Source organism: Archangium sp. Cb G35, assembly GCF_001896145.1.
Lineage (GTDB): Bacteria > Myxococcota > Myxococcia > Myxococcales > Myxococcaceae > Archangium > Archangium violaceum.
This window is the reverse complement of record NZ_MPOI01000004.1, coordinates 676502-693684: the sequence shown is the minus strand read 5'-3', so window position 1 is coordinate 693684 and position 17183 is coordinate 676502. Positions and strand designations below refer to the sequence as shown.

At 71.9% G+C, this 17183-nt stretch carries 2 protein-coding genes (1 of these 2 cut by a window edge); both read left to right on the top strand.

The genetic code is table 11. The annotated features are described in order from the left end of the window. Positions 1 to 3946, top strand: partial view of a non-ribosomal peptide synthetase gene (locus BO221_RS16115; protein ID WP_083681073.1) — the final stretch only. Its footprint begins 13226 nt before the window's first position; 3946 of the gene's 17172 nt are visible here — the last part of the coding sequence; the start codon falls outside the window, past its left edge; it ends in the stop codon at positions 3944 to 3946. Continuing rightward, the gene (locus BO221_RS16110) at positions 3870 to 17183 is read left to right on the top strand and encodes a hybrid non-ribosomal peptide synthetase/type I polyketide synthase (protein ID WP_083681072.1); all 13314 of its coding nucleotides are present in this window, start codon (positions 3870 to 3872) and stop codon (positions 17181 to 17183) included. Before BO221_RS16115 ends, BO221_RS16110 begins: the two co-directional genes overlap by 77 nt.

The following is a 17183-nucleotide window of genomic DNA, read 5'->3' as shown; positions in this document are numbered from 1 at the left end:
GACCGCGGATCGTTTCAGGCCGCACCCGTTCAGCGCCGAGCCCGGAGCCCGGCTGTACCGGACCGGCGATCGCGTCCGGCTGCTCGCGGACGGCTCGGTCGTGTTCCTCGGGCGCGTGGACGCGCAGGTGAAGGTGCGCGGCTTCCGCGTGGAGCCGGGCGAGATTCAGGCGGTGTTGCTGCGTCATCCCTCCGTGCGCGAGGCCGCCGTGCTGGCACGTGAGGATGCCGCTGGAGGCTCGCGGCGGCTCGTGGCCTATGTCGTGCCCGTCGCGGGTCAATCCATCGAGGGACGCGCACTGCATCGCTTCCTGGCGGAGCGGCTGCCCGAGTACATGGTGCCGTCCGCCTTCGTTCCCCTGGAGCGTCTGCCGCTGACGCCCAATGGCAAGGTGGACCGCCGCGCGCTCCCCGCACCCTCCGAGGTGCCGGGCGAGGTGGACGCTTCCCATGTGGCTCCGCGCGGTCCGGTGGAGGAGTTGCTCGCGGGCCTCTTCGGCGAGCTGCTCGGCGTTCCCCGCGTGGGCGCTCATGACAGCTTCTTCGAGCTGGGCGGGCACTCGTTGATGGCCACCCGCGTGGTGTCGCGCATCCTCGCCGCCTTCGGGGTGGCGCTGTCGCTGCGAGAGCTGTTCGAGGCGCCCACCGTGGCGCGTCTGGCCGAGCGCATCTCCGCGGCCCGCCAGCTCCCGGACTCCGCGCGCCCGCCGCCGATCGTTCCCGTGTCGCGCGAGGGGCGCCTGCCGCTCTCGTTGATGCAGGAGCGGCTCTGGCTGCTGGAACAGCTCCAGCCGGGGACGGCCCTCTACAACGTCTCATGGGGAGCCCGGCTGGAAGGGCCTCTGGACACGTCCGCGCTGGAGCGGGCCCTGTCCGCGCTCATCCTCCGCCACGAGGCGCTGCGGACCACCTTCCCGCTCGAGGCGGGTGAGCCCGTGCAGGTGCTCCATCCCACGGTGTCGCTCCCACTGCCGAGCGTGGATCTCCGCGAGCTGCCCGGGCCGGAGGCCGAGGCCCAGGCCCTGCTCGTGGCCTCAGAAGAGGTCCGGCGGCCGTTCGAGCTCTCCCGGGGGCCCCTCATCCGCGCGCTGCTGCTGCGCACGGGAGAGACTTCGCACCTGCTCGTCCTGACGCTGCATCACATCGTCTCGGATGGCTGGTCCCTCGGCGTGGCCACGCGGGAGCTGGCGGCGTTGTACGAGGCGGAGCTCGCCGGGCGGCCCTCGCCGCCCCCCGCGCTGGCCCTTCAGCCCCTGGATCATGCCGTCTGGCAGCGGGGATGGCTCCAGGGTGCCGCGCTCGAGGCCCAGCTCGGCTACTGGCGCGAGCAGCTCGCGGGCTCGCCGCCGGTGCTGTCCCTGCCCACCGACTTTCCACGTCCGGGCGTCCAGCGCTTCCGCGGCGCCACCGTCCGGGTCCACCTCCCGGCCACGTTGTCCGGTGCGTTCCGGGCCCTCTGCCGCCGCGAGGGCGTCACGCCCTTCATGGGCCTGCTGGCCGCCTTCCAGCTCCTGCTGTCCCGCTACTCGGGTCAGGACGACGTCAGCGTGGGCGCTCCCATCTCCGGCCGTCATCACGCCGGGCTGGAGGAGCTGATCGGCTTCTTCGTCAACACGCTGGTGTTGCGCACGCGCCTCTCGCCGGAGCTCACCTTCCGCGAGCTGCTCGGCCGGGTGCGCGAGACGACGCTCGGCGCATATGCCCACCAGGAGCTTCCCTTCGAGAAGCTGGTGGAGGCGCTCCAGCCCCCGCGCAGCCTGAGCCACTCGCCGCTCTTCCAGGTCATGTTCGCCCTGCAGGAGCTGCCCGGTGCGTCCCTGTCCCTGCCGGGGCTTTCACTGCACCCGCTCGAACTCGACACCCGGACGGCCAAGTTCGATCTCACCCTCACGCTCGCCGAGTCCTCCGAGGGCTACACCGGCACGTTCGAGTACGACACCGATCTCTTCGAAGCCGCCACGGTGGAGCGCATGGCGGGGCATCTGTGCGTGCTGCTGGAGGCGCTCGTCGAGGACGCGGGTCAGCCGCTTTCCCGCGTCTCCCTGCTCACGGCCCAGGAGCGCCAGCAGCTCCTGGTGGACTGGAACGCCACCGCCGCCCCCTTCCCGGCGGAGCTCTGCCTCCATGAACTGGTGAAGCAGCAGGCAGCGCGAACCCCGGAGGCCCTCGCCGTGGTGGCCGGGGACGTGCGCCTCACCTACCGCGAGCTGGAGTCGCGTGCCCACCAACTCGCCCTCCACCTGCGCGCGTTGGGCGTGGGCCCCGAGGTCCGCGTCGGCCTGTGCGTGGAGCGCTCGGCGGACATGGTGGTGGGCGTGCTCGGCATCCTCGAGGCGGGCGGCGCCTACGTCCCGCTGGATCCGGCCTATCCCCGCGAGCGTCTCGGCTTCCTCCTGGAAGACGCCCGGAGCCCGGTGATCGTCACCCAGTCGAGACTGGTGGACCTGTTGCCGCCCCATTCCGCGCAGGTGCTGCGGCTGGACGCCGGGGTTCCTCCCCCCGTACCCGAGGCGGCGCTTCCGGTCCGCCTCCACCCGGAGAACCTCGCCTACCTCATCTATACGTCCGGCAGCACGGGCAGGCCCAAGGGTGTCGCCATCACCCACCGCAGCGCCGTGGCCTTCCTGCGCTGGGCCCTGGACACCTTCGAGGCCCCGGTGCTGCACCGCACCCTGGCCGCCACCTCGCTCAACTTCGACCTGTCCGTCTTCGAGCTCTTCGCTCCCCTGTGCAGCGGGGGCGCGGTGGTGGTGGCCGACAACGCCCTGCACCTGGCCGAGCTGCCCGCGGCCTCCGAGGTAACGCTCGTCAACACCGTGCCCTCGGCCATGGCCCAGCTCGTGAGCATGGGGGCACTGCCCGCCTCGGTACGCGTGGTGAACCTGGCCGGCGAGCCGCTACCGGAGCCGCTGGCCCGGCAGGTGTACGCGGTGCCGGGCGTGCAGCACCTCTACAACCTCTACGGCCCCTCCGAGGACACCACCTATTCCACCTTCGCCCGCGTGAATCCCGGCGAGGTGCCTCCCATCGGCCGCCCCATCTCCAACACCCGCGCCTACGTGCTGGACGCGCGGCTGCAACCCGTGCCCGTCGGCGTGGTGGGCGAGCTGTATCTCGCGGGCGAGGGCCTCGCCCGTGGCTACCTGGGCCGGCCGCACCTCACCGCCGAGCGCTTCCTGCCCAACCCCTTCGGCTCCGAGGGCAGCCGCATGTACCGCACGGGCGACCGCGTCCGGTACCGGCCCGATGGGGTCCTCGAGTACCTGGGCCGCGTGGACTTCCAGGTGAAGGTGCGGGGCTTCCGCATCGAGCCCGGCGAGGTGGAGGCCGTGCTGCGCGAGCACCCGGACGTGCGCGAGTCGCTCGCCGTGGTGCGGGTGAATGGCGCGGGGGATGGGCGCCTGGTGGCCTACGTGGTGCCCCACGAGGGCCACTCCCTCGACGTCTCCGCGCTGCGCGACTTCCTCGTGAAGCGCGTACCGGGCTGGCTGGTGCCTTCCTCCTTCCTGGTGCTGGCGGCCTTCCCGCTCAACGCCAACGGCAAGGTGGATCGCGCCGCGCTCCCGGAGCCCGAGGTGACGCGCACGGCCGAGGCCGTCTTCGTGGAGCCCACCACGCCCCTGGAGCAGCAGCTCGCGGAGCTCGCCGGCCGCGTGCTGGGGATTCCGCGGGTGGGCGTGGAAGACCATTTCTTCACGGCCCTGGGAGGCAGCTCCCTGTCGGCCGTGAAGCTCCGCGTCCTGATTCGTGACGAGCTGAAGCGTGAGGTTCCGGTAACGCGCTTCTTCGAGCAGCCCACCGTGCGCGCGCTGGCCGCGTCCCTGGAGCGGGACACGCCCGGAGCCGAGGGTGAGGTGGACAACCGGGCCCATGAAGATCGCGCCGACCAGCGGCGCCAGGCACTCCGCCGGCAAGGCAACAAGAGGGGACCCCGTGGCAACGGATGACAACGTGCAGTCCGGCGAGGATTTCGGCAACGACATCGCGGTGATCGGCATGGCGGGGCGCTTCCCCGGTGCCCGGGAGCTGCGGACCTTCTGGCGCAACCTCCGCGAGGGCGTGGAGTCCATCTCGTTCCTCTCCGAGCAGGAGCTGGAGCGCTCGCCCTTCGTCCCCGACAAGATGGTGCGCCACCCGTCCTTCGTGCGCGCCGGAGGCTTCCTCGAGGGGGCCGACCGCTTCGATCACGACTTCTTCGACATCCCCCTGCGCGAGGCGCAATGGATGGATCCGCAGCAGCGGCTCTTCCTCCAGTGTGCCTGGGCCGCGCTGGAGGACGCCGCGTACGATCCCTCGCGCTTCCCCGGGCGGATTTCCCTGTACGCGGGCGCCGGAGCTTCTGGGCACATGCTGTCGCTGCTGGGCAGCATGCGGGACGATCCCGGCGCGGGCCTGGAGCTGACCACCGCCGCTCCCGAGAGCCTGGCGATGAAGGCGTCCTTCAAGCTCCAGCTCCGGGGCGAGAGCGTCGCCGTGTTCACCGCGTGCTCCACCGGCCTGGTGTCCATTCACATGGCCGCTCAGAGCCTGCTGACGCGGCAGTCGGACATCGCGCTGGCCGGCGCGGTGCGGATCGCCAGCCCCCAGCGCACCGGCTACCTGTTCCAGGAAGGGCTCATCTACTCGCCGGACGGACACTGCCGCGCCTTCGATCACCGTGCGGCCGGCACGGTGGCGGGCAACGGCGTGGGCGTGGTGGTGCTCAAGCTCCTGTCCGATGCGCTGCGCGACGGCGATCACATCTACGCGGTGCTCAAGGGCTCGGCCATCAACAACGACGGCCACCAGAAGGCCGGCTACACCGCGCCGAGCACCGACGGCCAGGCCGAGGTGATCGCCGACGCGCTGGCCTATGCAGGACTGGGCGCGGAGGACATCGGCTACGTGGAGGCCCACGGCACCGGCACGGCGCTGGGAGACCCCATCGAGATCGCCGCGCTCACCCGGGCCTTCCGCAAGACGTCGAAGCGCCGCAACTACTGCGCCATCGGCTCGGTGAAGACGAACCTGGGGCACCTGGACACGGCGGCGGGCGTCGCCGGGTTCATCAAGGCGGTGCTCGCGCTCCACCACGGGGAGCTGCCGCCCAGCCTGCATTTCGAGCGCCCCAACCCGGAGATCGATTTCGGGAACAGCCCCTTCTTCGTCAACGCGGCCCTCAGGCCGTGGCCGCGCGATGGCGCGCCGCGCCGCGCGGGCGTGAGCTCCTTTGGCATTGGCGGCACCAATGCCCACGTGGTGCTGGAGGAGGCGCCCGCCGTGGCCAGCGCTCCGGCGGCCCGGCCGATGCAACTCGTGACGCTGTCGGCGCGCACTCCGACGGCCCTGGAGGCCATGGCCCGTGAGCTGGCCGGGCACCTGGAGGCCCATCCGGGCGGGGTGCTGGCGGACGTGGCCTTCACGCGCAACGTGGGACGCAGGGCCTTCGAGCACCGGCGCGCGGTGGTGGCCGCCGATGCGGCCGGGATGGTGGAGCAGCTGCGCCAGTCCGCGGCTCCGGTGGAGGCGCTCCGGGCCCGCCGCGTGGCCTTCCTCTTCCCGGGACAGGGCGCACAGGCGGTGGGCATGGGCCGCGAGTTGTACGCGGCCGAGCCGGGCTTCCGGAAGGACGTGGACGCCGCGCTCGCACGGCTGGAGCCCTCGCTCTCGGCCGAGGTGCGCGCGTTGGTGCTCTCGGCGCCGGGGACGGAGGAGAGCGCCGCCCGGATGCTCGCGGCTCCGCGCGTGGCGCTGCCCGCGCTCTTCATCGTCGAGCACGCGCTGGCCCGGCTCTGGATGTCCTGGGGTGTCCAGCCGCACGCGCTGCTGGGACACAGCTACGGTGAGTATGTGGCGGCCTGCGTGGCAGGCGTGCTGTCGCCCGAGGACGGGCTGCGGCTCGCGGTGATTCGCGGTGCCCTGATGGCGCGCCTGCCTCCGGGGGCCATGCTCTCGGTGGGGATGGAGGAGGCGGAGCTGCTGCCGCTGCTCGGGGACGGGCTCGCGCTGGCGGCCGTCAACGGTGCCGGGCGTTGCGTCGTCTCCGGCACCGTCGAGGCCGTCGAGCGGCTGGAGCGGGAGCTGTCGGGCCGGGGCGTGGGAACCGTCCGGCTGGCCGCCGCGCACGCGTTCCACTCCAGCGCGGTGGAGCCGGTGATGCCGGACCTGGCGCGCGCGGTGTCCTCGTTGCGTCTCCAGGCGCCGAAGATCCCCTACGTGTCGAGCCTCACCGGGACGTGGATCCGCCCCGAGGAGGCCACGGATCCGTCCTACTGGGCCCGGCAGATGCGCCAGCCGGTCCGCTTCGCGGCGGGACTGGAGGTACTGATCGGAGAGGGGTGCGGTGTCCTCCTGGAGGTGGGCCCGGGTCAGGAGCTCACGTCCAATTGCCGCGCGCGCGTGCGAAAGGATCGGCGGTTGCTCGCGGTGCCCTCGCTGCGCCGCCGGCCCTCGGAGAGCGACTACAGCGGACTGCTGCGCTCGTTCGGTGACCTGTGGTGCGCTGGCGTCGAGGTGGACTGGGCGCGCTTCTACTCGGGTGAGTCCCGCCGTCGCGTCCCGCTGCCCACGTACCCCTTCGAGGAGAAGTCCTGCGCCCTCGCGGCACCGGCCGCGCTGCCGGCGCTGGAGCTCCTGGCCGCCCGGCCCGCCGAGGCCACTGCCGCATCCGCCGCCGCGCCCGTTGCCGCGTCCGCGACTCCCGCCGCATCCGCTCCCCGGAGCGAAATCGAGCGCCGCGTCATGGAGATCTGGCGCGAGCGCCTGGGCACCACGGAGATCGGTCTGCATGACGATTTCCTGGAGCTGGGCGGCAACTCGCTGATGGCGGCGCAGATGCTCACGCGCCTGCGCGAGGCCTTCTCCGTACAGCTCCCGCTCGGCGCGCTCTTCGATGCGCCCACCGTGGCGGGAATCTCCGCGCGCATCGAGGCCATGCTCCAGACGTCCCGGCCGGACGGCGGGGCGGTGATCGACGTCATCTCCCGGATCGATCGCTCGGGCGAGCTGCCGCTCTCCGTGGTGCAGGAGCGCGTCTTCCGCATGGATCAGCGGGATCCGGGCAACCCGGCCCTGAACATGCCGTTGGCCATCCGGCTCTCTGGGCCGATCGACGCGAGGCTGCTGGAGCGGAGCGTCAACGAGGTGATCCGCCGGCACGAGGTGCTTCGTTCCACCTACGCCGAGGTGGAGGGGCGGGTGGTGCAGCGCTTCGCTCCCAGGGTCCAGATCGACGTGCCGGTGGTGGAGCTCCAGCGCCTGGGCGGGGATCGCGAGGCCGAGGCGCTGCGGCTGGCGCTGGAGGACGCGGAGCGGCCCTTCTCGTTGGAGCGCGGGCCCATCGTCCGCGTCAGCCTGCTGCGATTGGAGGCGGCGGAGCATCTGCTGCTGATCAACATCCATCACATCGCCGCGGACACGCTCTCGCTGGTGGCCTTCCTGCGCGAGACGGCGGTGAACTACCAGGCCTTCCAGGCGGGGAAGCCGGCGCCGCTACCGGAGCTGGCCGTGCAGTACGTGGATTACGCGTCCTGGGAGCGCCGCGCGCTGGCCGGAGGCGGGCTGGCGGAGCAGGAGACCTACTGGCGAGAGGTGCTCGCCGGGCTTCCCGGCTCCCTGGAGCTGGCCTCGGACAGGCCCCGCCGGGCCGAGCAGCGCCTGCGTGGCGCGCGCATCCCCGTGGGCTTCTCCCGGAAGACGGGCGCCGAGCTGCTCGCGTTCAGCCAGCGCGAGGGCGTGACGCCCTTCATGACGCTGCTGGCCGCGCTCTCCGCGCTGCTCTCGCGCTACTCGGGACGCGAGGACATCGTGGTGGGCACGCCGGTGGGCAACCGCGCCAAGGGCGAGCTGGAGCCGCTCATCGGTTTCGTGGCCCACGCCATGGCGCTGCGGACCGACCTCTCGGGCGATCCCACCTTCCGCGAGCTCCTGGGCCGCACGCGCGACGTGACGCTCGAGGCGTCCTCCCACCAGGACGTGCCTTTCGAGGACGTCCTGCCGAAGGTGGCTCCGGGAAGGGATCCGGGACGCTCGCGGCTGTGTGACGCGGTGCTCATCCTGCACTCGCACGTGGCCACGGCCCTGCCGCAGATGCCCGGGCTCGGCATGCGGCTGGTGGATGTGCCGGGCACGCCCGCCCAGTTCGGCGCCACGCTCGGCGAGCTGACGTTGCTGATCAACGAGGGCGAGCATGGCTTCACCGGCCATCTCGACTACGCCACCGAGCTCTATGACGAAGCGCGTGTCCGGCGGTTGTTCGGTCACCTCGAGGCGTTGCTGGAGGCGGCCATCGCGCAACCGGAGCAGCGGTTGTCACGCCTGTCCCTGGCGGCCGCGGAGGAACGGAGCCCGCTGCCCGCGGTGGAGACAGGGCCGGGCTTGCTGGAGCGGCTCGGGGCCCGGGTGGAGCGGACGCCAGACGCGGTGGCGATCAGCTCGGGCGCGCGGCGTCTGACGTGGCGGGAGCTGGCCGCGTGTGCCAGGGGACTCGCTGTCCGGCTTCGGAGCGAGGGCGTGGGTCCCGAGGTGCCGGTGGCCCTCTGCCTGGAGCCGTCAATCGAAGCGGTCTGCGCGCTCTGGGGCGTGCTGGAGGCGGGTGGTGCCTGCTTGCCAGTGGCTCGGGGGGAGCTGGCGGCGTTGCCGTCCCTCCTGTTGGAGCACGGGCCCCGGTTGCTGCTGGTGGCCAGGACTGAAGGGCTCACGCTCCCGGCGGGCGTGCGTGCACTGAAGGTGGAAATGGATGCGCGGGTGGAGAGCGGACACGCCGCGGGCCCGGTGCCCGGCGAGCGGCTGGCGCTCATCGTGCCCGCGCCCGAGGTGATGGGAGGCCAGGGACGCATCTCCCTGAGCCATCGCAACCTCGCGCACCTGCTGGCCTCGCTGGACGAGCGGCTCGGCGGGGGCGAGGGAGAGGTGTGGCTGGCGGCGGGCGGGCCCGCGGCGGATCCGGCGGGGCTGGATCTGCTGTGGGCGCTCGCGCGGGGGCTGCGTGTCGTGCTGCCCCCCGAGCGGATGGCCGCGCGTTTCGTGGCCGTGTCGCGGCGGGCGGTCCAGCGGCCGCTCGAGTTCAGCCTCTCGTACTTCGCCAACGACGAGGACTCGCTGGGCGAGCGAAAGTACGAGCAGCTCATCGAGGGCGCGAAGTTCGCCGACGCGCATGGGTTCTCCGCCGTCTGGACGCCGGAGCGCCGTTTCCACTCGTTCGGTGGCCTGTACCCGGCGCCGTCTGTGATCGGCGGAGCGCTGGCGATGCTCACGCGCCACGTGCGCATCCGCGCCGGCAGCGTGGTGCTCCCGCTGCACGAGCCCCTGGAGGTGGCCGAGCAGTGGTCCGTCGTGGACAACCTGTCCGGCGGGCGCGTGGGCTTGTCGCTCGCGACGGGCTGGCACGCCAATGACTTCGCGCTCTCGCCGGACACGTACTCCCGGCGGCGCGAGGTGTTGCAGGAGCGCGTGGAGGAGCTGCGGCGGCTGTGGCGGGGCGGCACTGTCCGGCGGCGCAATGGTGCCGGAGTGGAGGTGGATCTCTCGCTGCGGCCGAAGCCCGTGCAGCCGGAGCTGCCGGTGTGGCTCACCTCCGCGGGCAACCCGGAGACGTTCCGCCAGGCGGGCGACATCGGCGCGGGCCTGCTCACCAACGTGCTCGGGCTGGGCGCGAACCTGGAGGAGCTGGCGGCGAAGGTGGCGCTGTACCGCGAGGCGTGGCGCAAGCGCGGCCACGGACCCGGCCGGGGTCACGTGACGCTGATGCTCTACACCTTCCTGGGCAGGGATCTCGACGAGGTCCGTGACATCGTCCGCGAGCCGCTCCTGCGCTACTTCCGCAGCTCGGTGGACATCTTCAGCAACCTGATGGCCAGCCAGGGCCTCCAGGTGGACGTGCGGGGGCTCACCGAGCAGGACATGGACACGCTGCTCGGCCAGGCGTTCGAGCAGTACGTGGCGTCCGGCGGCATCTTCGGATCCGTGGAGGATGGCGTGCGCATCGTGGAGCAGGTGCGGACGCTGGACGTGGATGAGATCGCCTGCCTCGTCGACTTCGGCGTGGATCTGCCGTCGATGATGTCCAGCCTCCGCCTGCTGGACAAGCTGCGGCAGCGGTTCCAGTCGCCCGTGGCCTCCGCGGAGCCGGTGCTCGCCGAGGGGGAGGGTGGACTCGGAGAGTTGCTGGAGCTGGTCCGGAGCGAGGGCGTCACCGCGCTGCGCTGCGCGCCGTCCCAGGCCCGTGCGCTGGCGGAGCTGCCAGGAGCCGCCGGGGCGCTGGGCGGTGTGCGCCGGCTGGTGCTGGGCGGCGAGGCGGTGGATTCAGAGGTGGACTCGGTGCTGGGCCGGGTCTTCGTCGCGGATCGTGGGGTAGTGGAGGCGTCCTCGGTGGAGGTGGCCTGGCCGGCCTCTGGCTCCGGGGCGTTCCACGTCCTCGATGCGTCCGGGGCTCTGGTGCCCGTCGGAGTCGTGGGTGAGCTCGCGATCGGCGGGGGAGCCGTCCCACTCGGCTTCTGGAAGGATGCCGAGGCGTCCCAGGCCCGCTTCCTCTCTGGAAAGGATGCGGACGAGCGCCTCCTGCTGACGGGTCAGCGCGCCCGCTTCCGCACCGATGGAGAGGTCGAGCGGGTGGCGCCTCCTCGCGCCTCGAAGCCGCGCCGTCCGGCCCGTGTGGCGGCCGCGCGCAAGGATCAGGCTCCGCGTGTTCCCTCGGGGATGGACTCGCCCGTGGTGCGGGTCCCGCGCGATCGGCCCCTGCCGCTCTCGTTCGCGCAGCAGCGGCTCTGGTTCCTGCAGCAGCTCGATCCGGCGGATGTCGCCTACAACAACGCGGTGGGACTGCGCCTGTCGGGCGCGCTGGAGCTGGCGCCTCTCGAGGCGGCGCTGAACGAGGTGATGCGCCGGCACGAGGTGCTGCGGACCACGTACGTCCTCGCGGACGACGGTGCGCACCAGGAGATTGTCTCGGAGATGCCGCTGGTCCTGGAGCACCGGGAGGCCACGGGTGCGTCCGCACAGGAGCGTGAAGAGGATGCCTTCCGGCTGGCGCGAGCCGAGGCCCTCCGGCCGTTCGATCTCTCGCGAGGACCGGTGATCCGGGCCGTGCTGATCCGGGCCGGTGATCGGGAGCACATCCTGCAACTCACCCTGCATCACGTGGCCTCGGATGCCTGGTCCTCCGGGGTGCTGTATCGCGAGCTGGGGGTGCTCTACGAAGCCTTCCTGGCGGGCCGTCCGTCGCCGCTGCCCGCGCTGACGGTGCAGTACGCCGATTATGCCGTCTGGCAGCGCAACTGGCTGAGTGGCCAGGCCATGGAGTCGCAGCTCGGCTACTGGAAGAAGCAGCTCGCCGGGGTGCCGCCGCTGGAGCTGCCCACGGACAGGCCTCGCCCCGCGAACCGGACCTCCGCGGGCGCCCTGCACCATTTCGTGCTGCCACGCGAGCTGTCCGAGCCCCTGCTGGCGCTCGGCCGGCGCGAGGGCTCCACGCCCTTCATGGTGATGATGGCCCTCTATCAGGCGCTGCTGCACCGCTACAGCGGCCAGGAGGACTTCGCCGTGGGCTCTCCGCTCGCCGGCCGCAACCGGCCGGAGGTGGAGGGGCTCATCGGCTGCTTCATCAACACCCTGGCCTTCCGGGCGCCGCTCGCGGGTGCTCCGAGCTTCCGCCAGCTCCTCGGGCGCGTGCGGCACCAGGCCCTGGAGGCCTATGCCCACCAGGACGCTCCCTTCGAGCGCGTGGTGGACATCCTCGAGCTGCCGCGTGACACGAGCCGCACCGCCGTGTTCCAGGCCAGCCTCAACCTGATCAACACCCCGGAAACGGGCGTCGAGCTTCCCTCGTTGAAGCTGGGCGTGATGGACGTCCCCGTGGGCACGGCCAAGTTCGATCTGACCCTGACGGTGCGCGAGGGGCGCGAGGGACTGGGCTGCATCTTCGAATACGCCACCACCCTGTTCGATGAGGCCACGGTGGCGGGCATGGCCCGGTGCCTGGCCTCGCTGGCGCGCTCCGTGGTGGGCTCGCCGGACAAGCCGCTGGCCCTGCTACCGCTGCTGGAAGAGGGGGAGACGCGCCGGCTGCTGGTGGAGTGGAACGACACCCGCGCCGCCATGCCGTCCTCCACAATCCACGCGCTCTTCGAGGCGCAGGTGGAGAAGACCCCCGAGGCCCTGGCGGTCATCGCCGGGGACGCGCGGCTGACGTACCGGGAGCTGAACCGGCGCGCCAACCATCTAGCCTGGCACCTGCGGGAGCTGGGCGTGGGCCCGGATGTGCCGGTGGGTCTGTTCCTGGAGCGCTCGGTGGAGGCGCTGGTGGGCCTGTGGGGCATCCTCAAGGCCGGTGGCGCCTACGTGCCCCTGGATCCGGCCTTCCCCGCCGAGCGCCAGCGCGGAATCCTCGAGGACTCGCGGGCGCGTGCGCTCGTCACGGACTCGCGGCTGGCCGCGGGGATCGGTGGGTTCGGCGGGACGCTCGTGTGCCTGGACACGGACGCGGCGCGGCTGGCCACTCGTAGCGAAGCCAACCCTCCGTCCGCCGTGGCGCCGGAGAACCTCGTCTACATCATCTTCACCTCGGGCTCGACGGGACGGCCCAAGGGCGTGGCCATCGAGCACCGGCAGCTCGTCAACTACGTGGAAGGCGTCTCGCGGCGGCTGGAGCTGCCCGAGGGCGCCAGCTTCGCCTCGGTGTCCACGCTGGCCGCGGACCTGGGCAACACCGCCGTCTTCCCCACGCTGTGCCGGGGTGGCGCGCTGCACTTCATCTCGAAGGAGAGCGCCTCGGATCCCGCCGAGCTGGCGAGGCTCTTCGAGAGCGGGGCGGTGGACTGCGTGAAGATCGTCCCCGCGCACTTGCAGGCGCTGCTGGCCTCGCCGGATGCGGAGCGGGTGTTGCCGCGCAAGCGCCTGGTGCTGGGCGGAGACGTGTCCGACTGGTCCCTGATGGACCGGGTGCACGCGCTGTCACCGGACGTGGTGGTGTTCAACCACTACGGCCCCACGGAGACGACGGTGGGTGTGCTCACCCAGCGCGTGGAGCGAGGGCCCGAGGGGCGCGTGTCCGCGTCGGTGCCGCTCGGCAGGCCGATTCCGAACGCGCGCGTGTACGTGCTGGATACGCACCTGCAACCGGTGCCGGCCGGCGTGCCGGGAGAGCTGTGCATTGGCGGGAGCGTGGTGGGCCGGGGCTACCTGGGAAGGCCGGAGCTGACGGTGGAGCGCTTCGTGCCGGACCCGTACTCGGATGAGCCGGGCGCGAGGATGTACCGCACGGGAGACCGGGCGAGGCTGCTGGCGGACGGCCGGGTGGAGTTCTTGGGCCGCGTGGACCATCAGCTCAAGATCCGCGGCTACCGGGTGGAGCTGGGAGAGGTGGAGGCGGCGCTGGAGCGGCATCCGGCGGTGCGCGAGTCGGTGGTGGTGGCGAAGGAGGTGGCCGCCGGAGACAAGCGGCTGGTGGCCTACGCCGTACCGAAGTCCGGACATGCGGTGGATGCCACCGCGCTGCGCGAGTTCCTGAGCGGGGCGCTGCCGGACTACATGGTGCCGTCGGCTATCGTGACGCTGGAGGCGCTGCCTCTGACGGCGAACGGCAAGGTGGACAGGGCGGCGCTGCCGGCGCCGGTGCTCGACAGGGTGGCGGAGAAGTTCGTGGCGCCGCGCACGCCCGTGGAGGAGGTGCTGGCGGGCCTGTGGGGCGAGCTGTTGCGCGTCCCGCGGGTGGGAGTGAACGAGAGCTTCTTCGAGCTCGGCGGCCACTCGCTGCTGGCGATGCAGTTGGTGGCGCGGCTGCGGAGCGCGCTGCAGGTGGAGCTGCCGCTGCGCGAGGTATTCGAGGCGCCGACGGTGGCGGGGCTGGCCGAGCGGGTGTGCCGGGCGCTGGCCGCCGCGGAGGGAGCCACGCGGGTTCCGCCGTTGAAGCGGGTGCCTCGCGGGGGGGCGCTGCCGCTGTCGTTCGCGCAGGAGCGGTTGTGGCTGCTGGATCGGCTCGACGGAGGCGGCGTCTTCTACCACATCCCCATGTCGGTGGAGCTGACGGGGCCCGTGGACGTGGCGGCCCTGGAGCGGAGCCTGCTCGAGCTGGCGCGCCGTCACGAGGCGTTGCGGACCCGGTTCGTCGAGAGCGCCGGGACACCGGTTCAGCTCATCGAGGAGCCGGCGGAGCTGCCGCTGGTGGTGGAGAGCCTGGAGTCGGAGCCGGAGTCCGCGCGCGAGGCGGCGGTGCGCCGGCGCATCCAGGAGGAGATGCGCAAGCCGTTCGAGCTGGCGAAGGGCCGGCTGGCGCGGGCGTTCCTGCTGAGGCTGGAGCCGGAGCGGCACGTGCTGCTGCTGGTGGTGCATCACATCCTGTCGGATGGCTGGTCCATGGGGGTGCTGGCGCGCGAGGTGGTGGCGCTGTACGAGTCCTTCACGCAGGGCCGTCCGTCCCCGTTGGCGGAGCTGCCGGTGCAGTACGCGGATTACGCGGTGTGGCAGCGGGAGTGGCTGCGAGGCGAGGTGCTGGAGGAGCAGCTCGCCTGGTGGCGCGAGCAGTTGAAGGGGGCGCCGCACGTGCTGGAGCTGCCGGTGGATCGGCCGAGGCGTGCGGCGGGAGCGGGGCGGGCGGAGCAGCGGATGGCGCACCTGCCGTTGCCGCTGGTGGAGCGGTTGGAGGCGGTGGCTCGCGGCGAGGGCGCCACGCTCTTCATGGCGGTGCTGGCCGGATGGCAGATGCTGTTGTCGCGCTACAGCGGGCAGAAGGATCTGCTGATCGGAGTGCCGTTCGCCAACCGCGGCCAGGTGGAGACGGAGGGGCTGCTCGGCCTGTTCTTCGAGCCGCTGGTGCTCCGCGGAGACCTGTCGGGACGGCCAGACTTCCGCGAGCTGCTCAGGCGGGTGAAGAAGTCGGTGCTGGGGGCCTTCACGCATCCGCACGTGCCTTTCGAGCCGTTGCTGAAGGCGCTCGGGGTGCAACGCGACGTGGCGCGCGCGCCGCTGTTCCAGGTGCTCTTCGCGCAGGTGGATGAGGTGCCTCGGCCCGAGTCGCTGCCGGGTGGGCTCCAGGTGCGTCAAGTTCAGTCGGAGCCGGCGGCCACGGAGCTGGACCTGACGATGCTGCTGACGCGGGTGGCCGACGGCGCCATGTTCGGGGCGCTGTACAACGCGGACCTGTTCGATGAGGAGCGCATCCAGCGGATGCTGGAGCGGCTGCGGTCGCTGCTCGAGGAGGCGGTGGCGGCTCCGGGCAGGGCGGTGGAGGAGTTGCCGGTGCTGACGCGGGACGAGCGCCACCGGCTGCTGGTGGAGTGGAACGGAGCGCGCGAGGAGGTACCGCGCGAGACGTGCCTCCACACGCTCTTCGAGGCGCAGGTGGAGAGGACGCCGGACGCGCTGGCGGTGATGGAAGGGAGCCGCACGGTGACGTACCGGGAGCTGGACGCGCGGGCGTCCCGGTTGGCGCGCCGTCTGAGGGAGCTGGGGGTGGGGTTGGAGACGAAGGTGGGCGTGTACGTGGAGCGCTCTGTGGAGATGGTGGTGGCGCTGCTGGGCGTGCTGAAGGCGGGAGGCGCGTACGTCCCGCTGGACACGGAGTACCCGGTGGAGCGGCTGCGCTTCATGCTGGAGGACAGCGGAGCGCGGGTAGTGGTGGCGCGTGGGGCTCTCGGAGAGAAGCTGGGCGAGGCGGCGGGCCGCGTGTGGCTGGACGTGGACGAAGCGTCGCGGCCAGCGGCGGGTGAGCTGGCGCTGAAGGTGGACGTGCCACCCGAGGCTGCGGCGTACGTGCTGTACACGTCGGGCTCGACGGGAAAGCCGAAGGGCGTGGTGGTGCAGCACCGCTCGCTGGTGAATTTCACGCGAGCGGCGTGGAGCGCGTTCCCGGTGGAGCCGGGAGACAGGGTGCTGCAGTTCGCCTCGGTGAGCTGGGACACGAGCGCGGAGGAAATCTACCCGTGCCTGACGAGGGGCGGGACGCTGGTGTTGAGGACGCCGGAGATGCTGGACGTGCCGGAGGCGTTCCTGGCGAGGTGCGAGGCGGCGGGGGTGACGCAGCTGAACCTGCCGACAGCGTTCTGGCACGAAGTGGTGGCGAGCCTGGAAGCGGGACAGGGGAAGCTGCCAGCGGGACTGAAGTGGGTGGTGATTGGCGGAGAGAGGGCGGTGCCGGAGCGCGTGGCGCAGTGGCGGCGGCGCGTGGGCAATACGGTGCCACTGCTCAACACGTACGGCCTGACGGAAGTAACGGCGGTGGCGACGTCGGTGGAGCTGGCGACGTCAGCGCCCGAGGAGGCCGGACGCGAGGTGGCCATCGGCGGGCCGCTGAAGAACGTACAGGTGTACGTGCTGGACGGGGAGATGGAGCCGGTGCCGGAAGGCGTAGTGGGGGAGCTGTACGTGGGAGGCGAGGGCCTGGCACGGGGCTACCTGGGCCGTGCGGAGCTGACGGCGGAGCGCTTCGTACCGAGCCCGTTCGGCAATGGGGAGAGGCTGTACCGGACGGGAGACAGGGCGAGGTGGAGGAAGGACGGGAGGCTGGAGTACCTGGGCCGGGGTGACGAGCAGGTGAAGGTGCGGGGCCACCGCATCGAGCTGGGAGAGGTGGAGGCGGGGCTGCTGGGGCACCCGGGAGTGAGGGAAGCCCTGGTGGTGGTGCGCGAGGACGTGCCCGGAGACAAGCGGCTGGTGGCGTACGTGGTGGCGCGTTCCGGGCAGGTGCTGGAGAGCGCCGGGGTGCGTACGTCCCTGGCGCAGCGGCTCCCGCACTTCCTGGTACCGCAGGCGGTGGTGGTGCTGGAGCAGCTCCCGCTGCTGCCCAACGGGAAGGTGGACCGCAAGTCGCTGCCGGCGCCGGAGCGGGCCGGGAGTTCGCAGCGGGAGCAGTACGTGGCCCCGCGCACGCCCCTGGAGGAGAAACTGGCGGGCTTCTGGGCGGAGGTGTTGCGCCTGGAGAAGGTGGGTCTGCACGACAACTTCTTCGACGCGGGCGGGCACTCGCTGCTGGCGATGCAGCTCGTCGCCCGCGTGCGTGAGGCCGTGGGCGTGGAGCTGCCGCTCCGCGCCGTGTTCGAGTCACCCACCCTCGGGGGAATGGCGGATGCGGTCGCGCGCCTGACGGAGTCGACGAAGCGCGTCGCCGAAGCGCCCATCCCGAGGCTTTCGAAGAACCTGGATACGGAAGCGCTCGAACAGCTCTCGGACGAAGAGCTGGACGCGCTGCTGAACGCCACCGAGTCGGAGAACTGA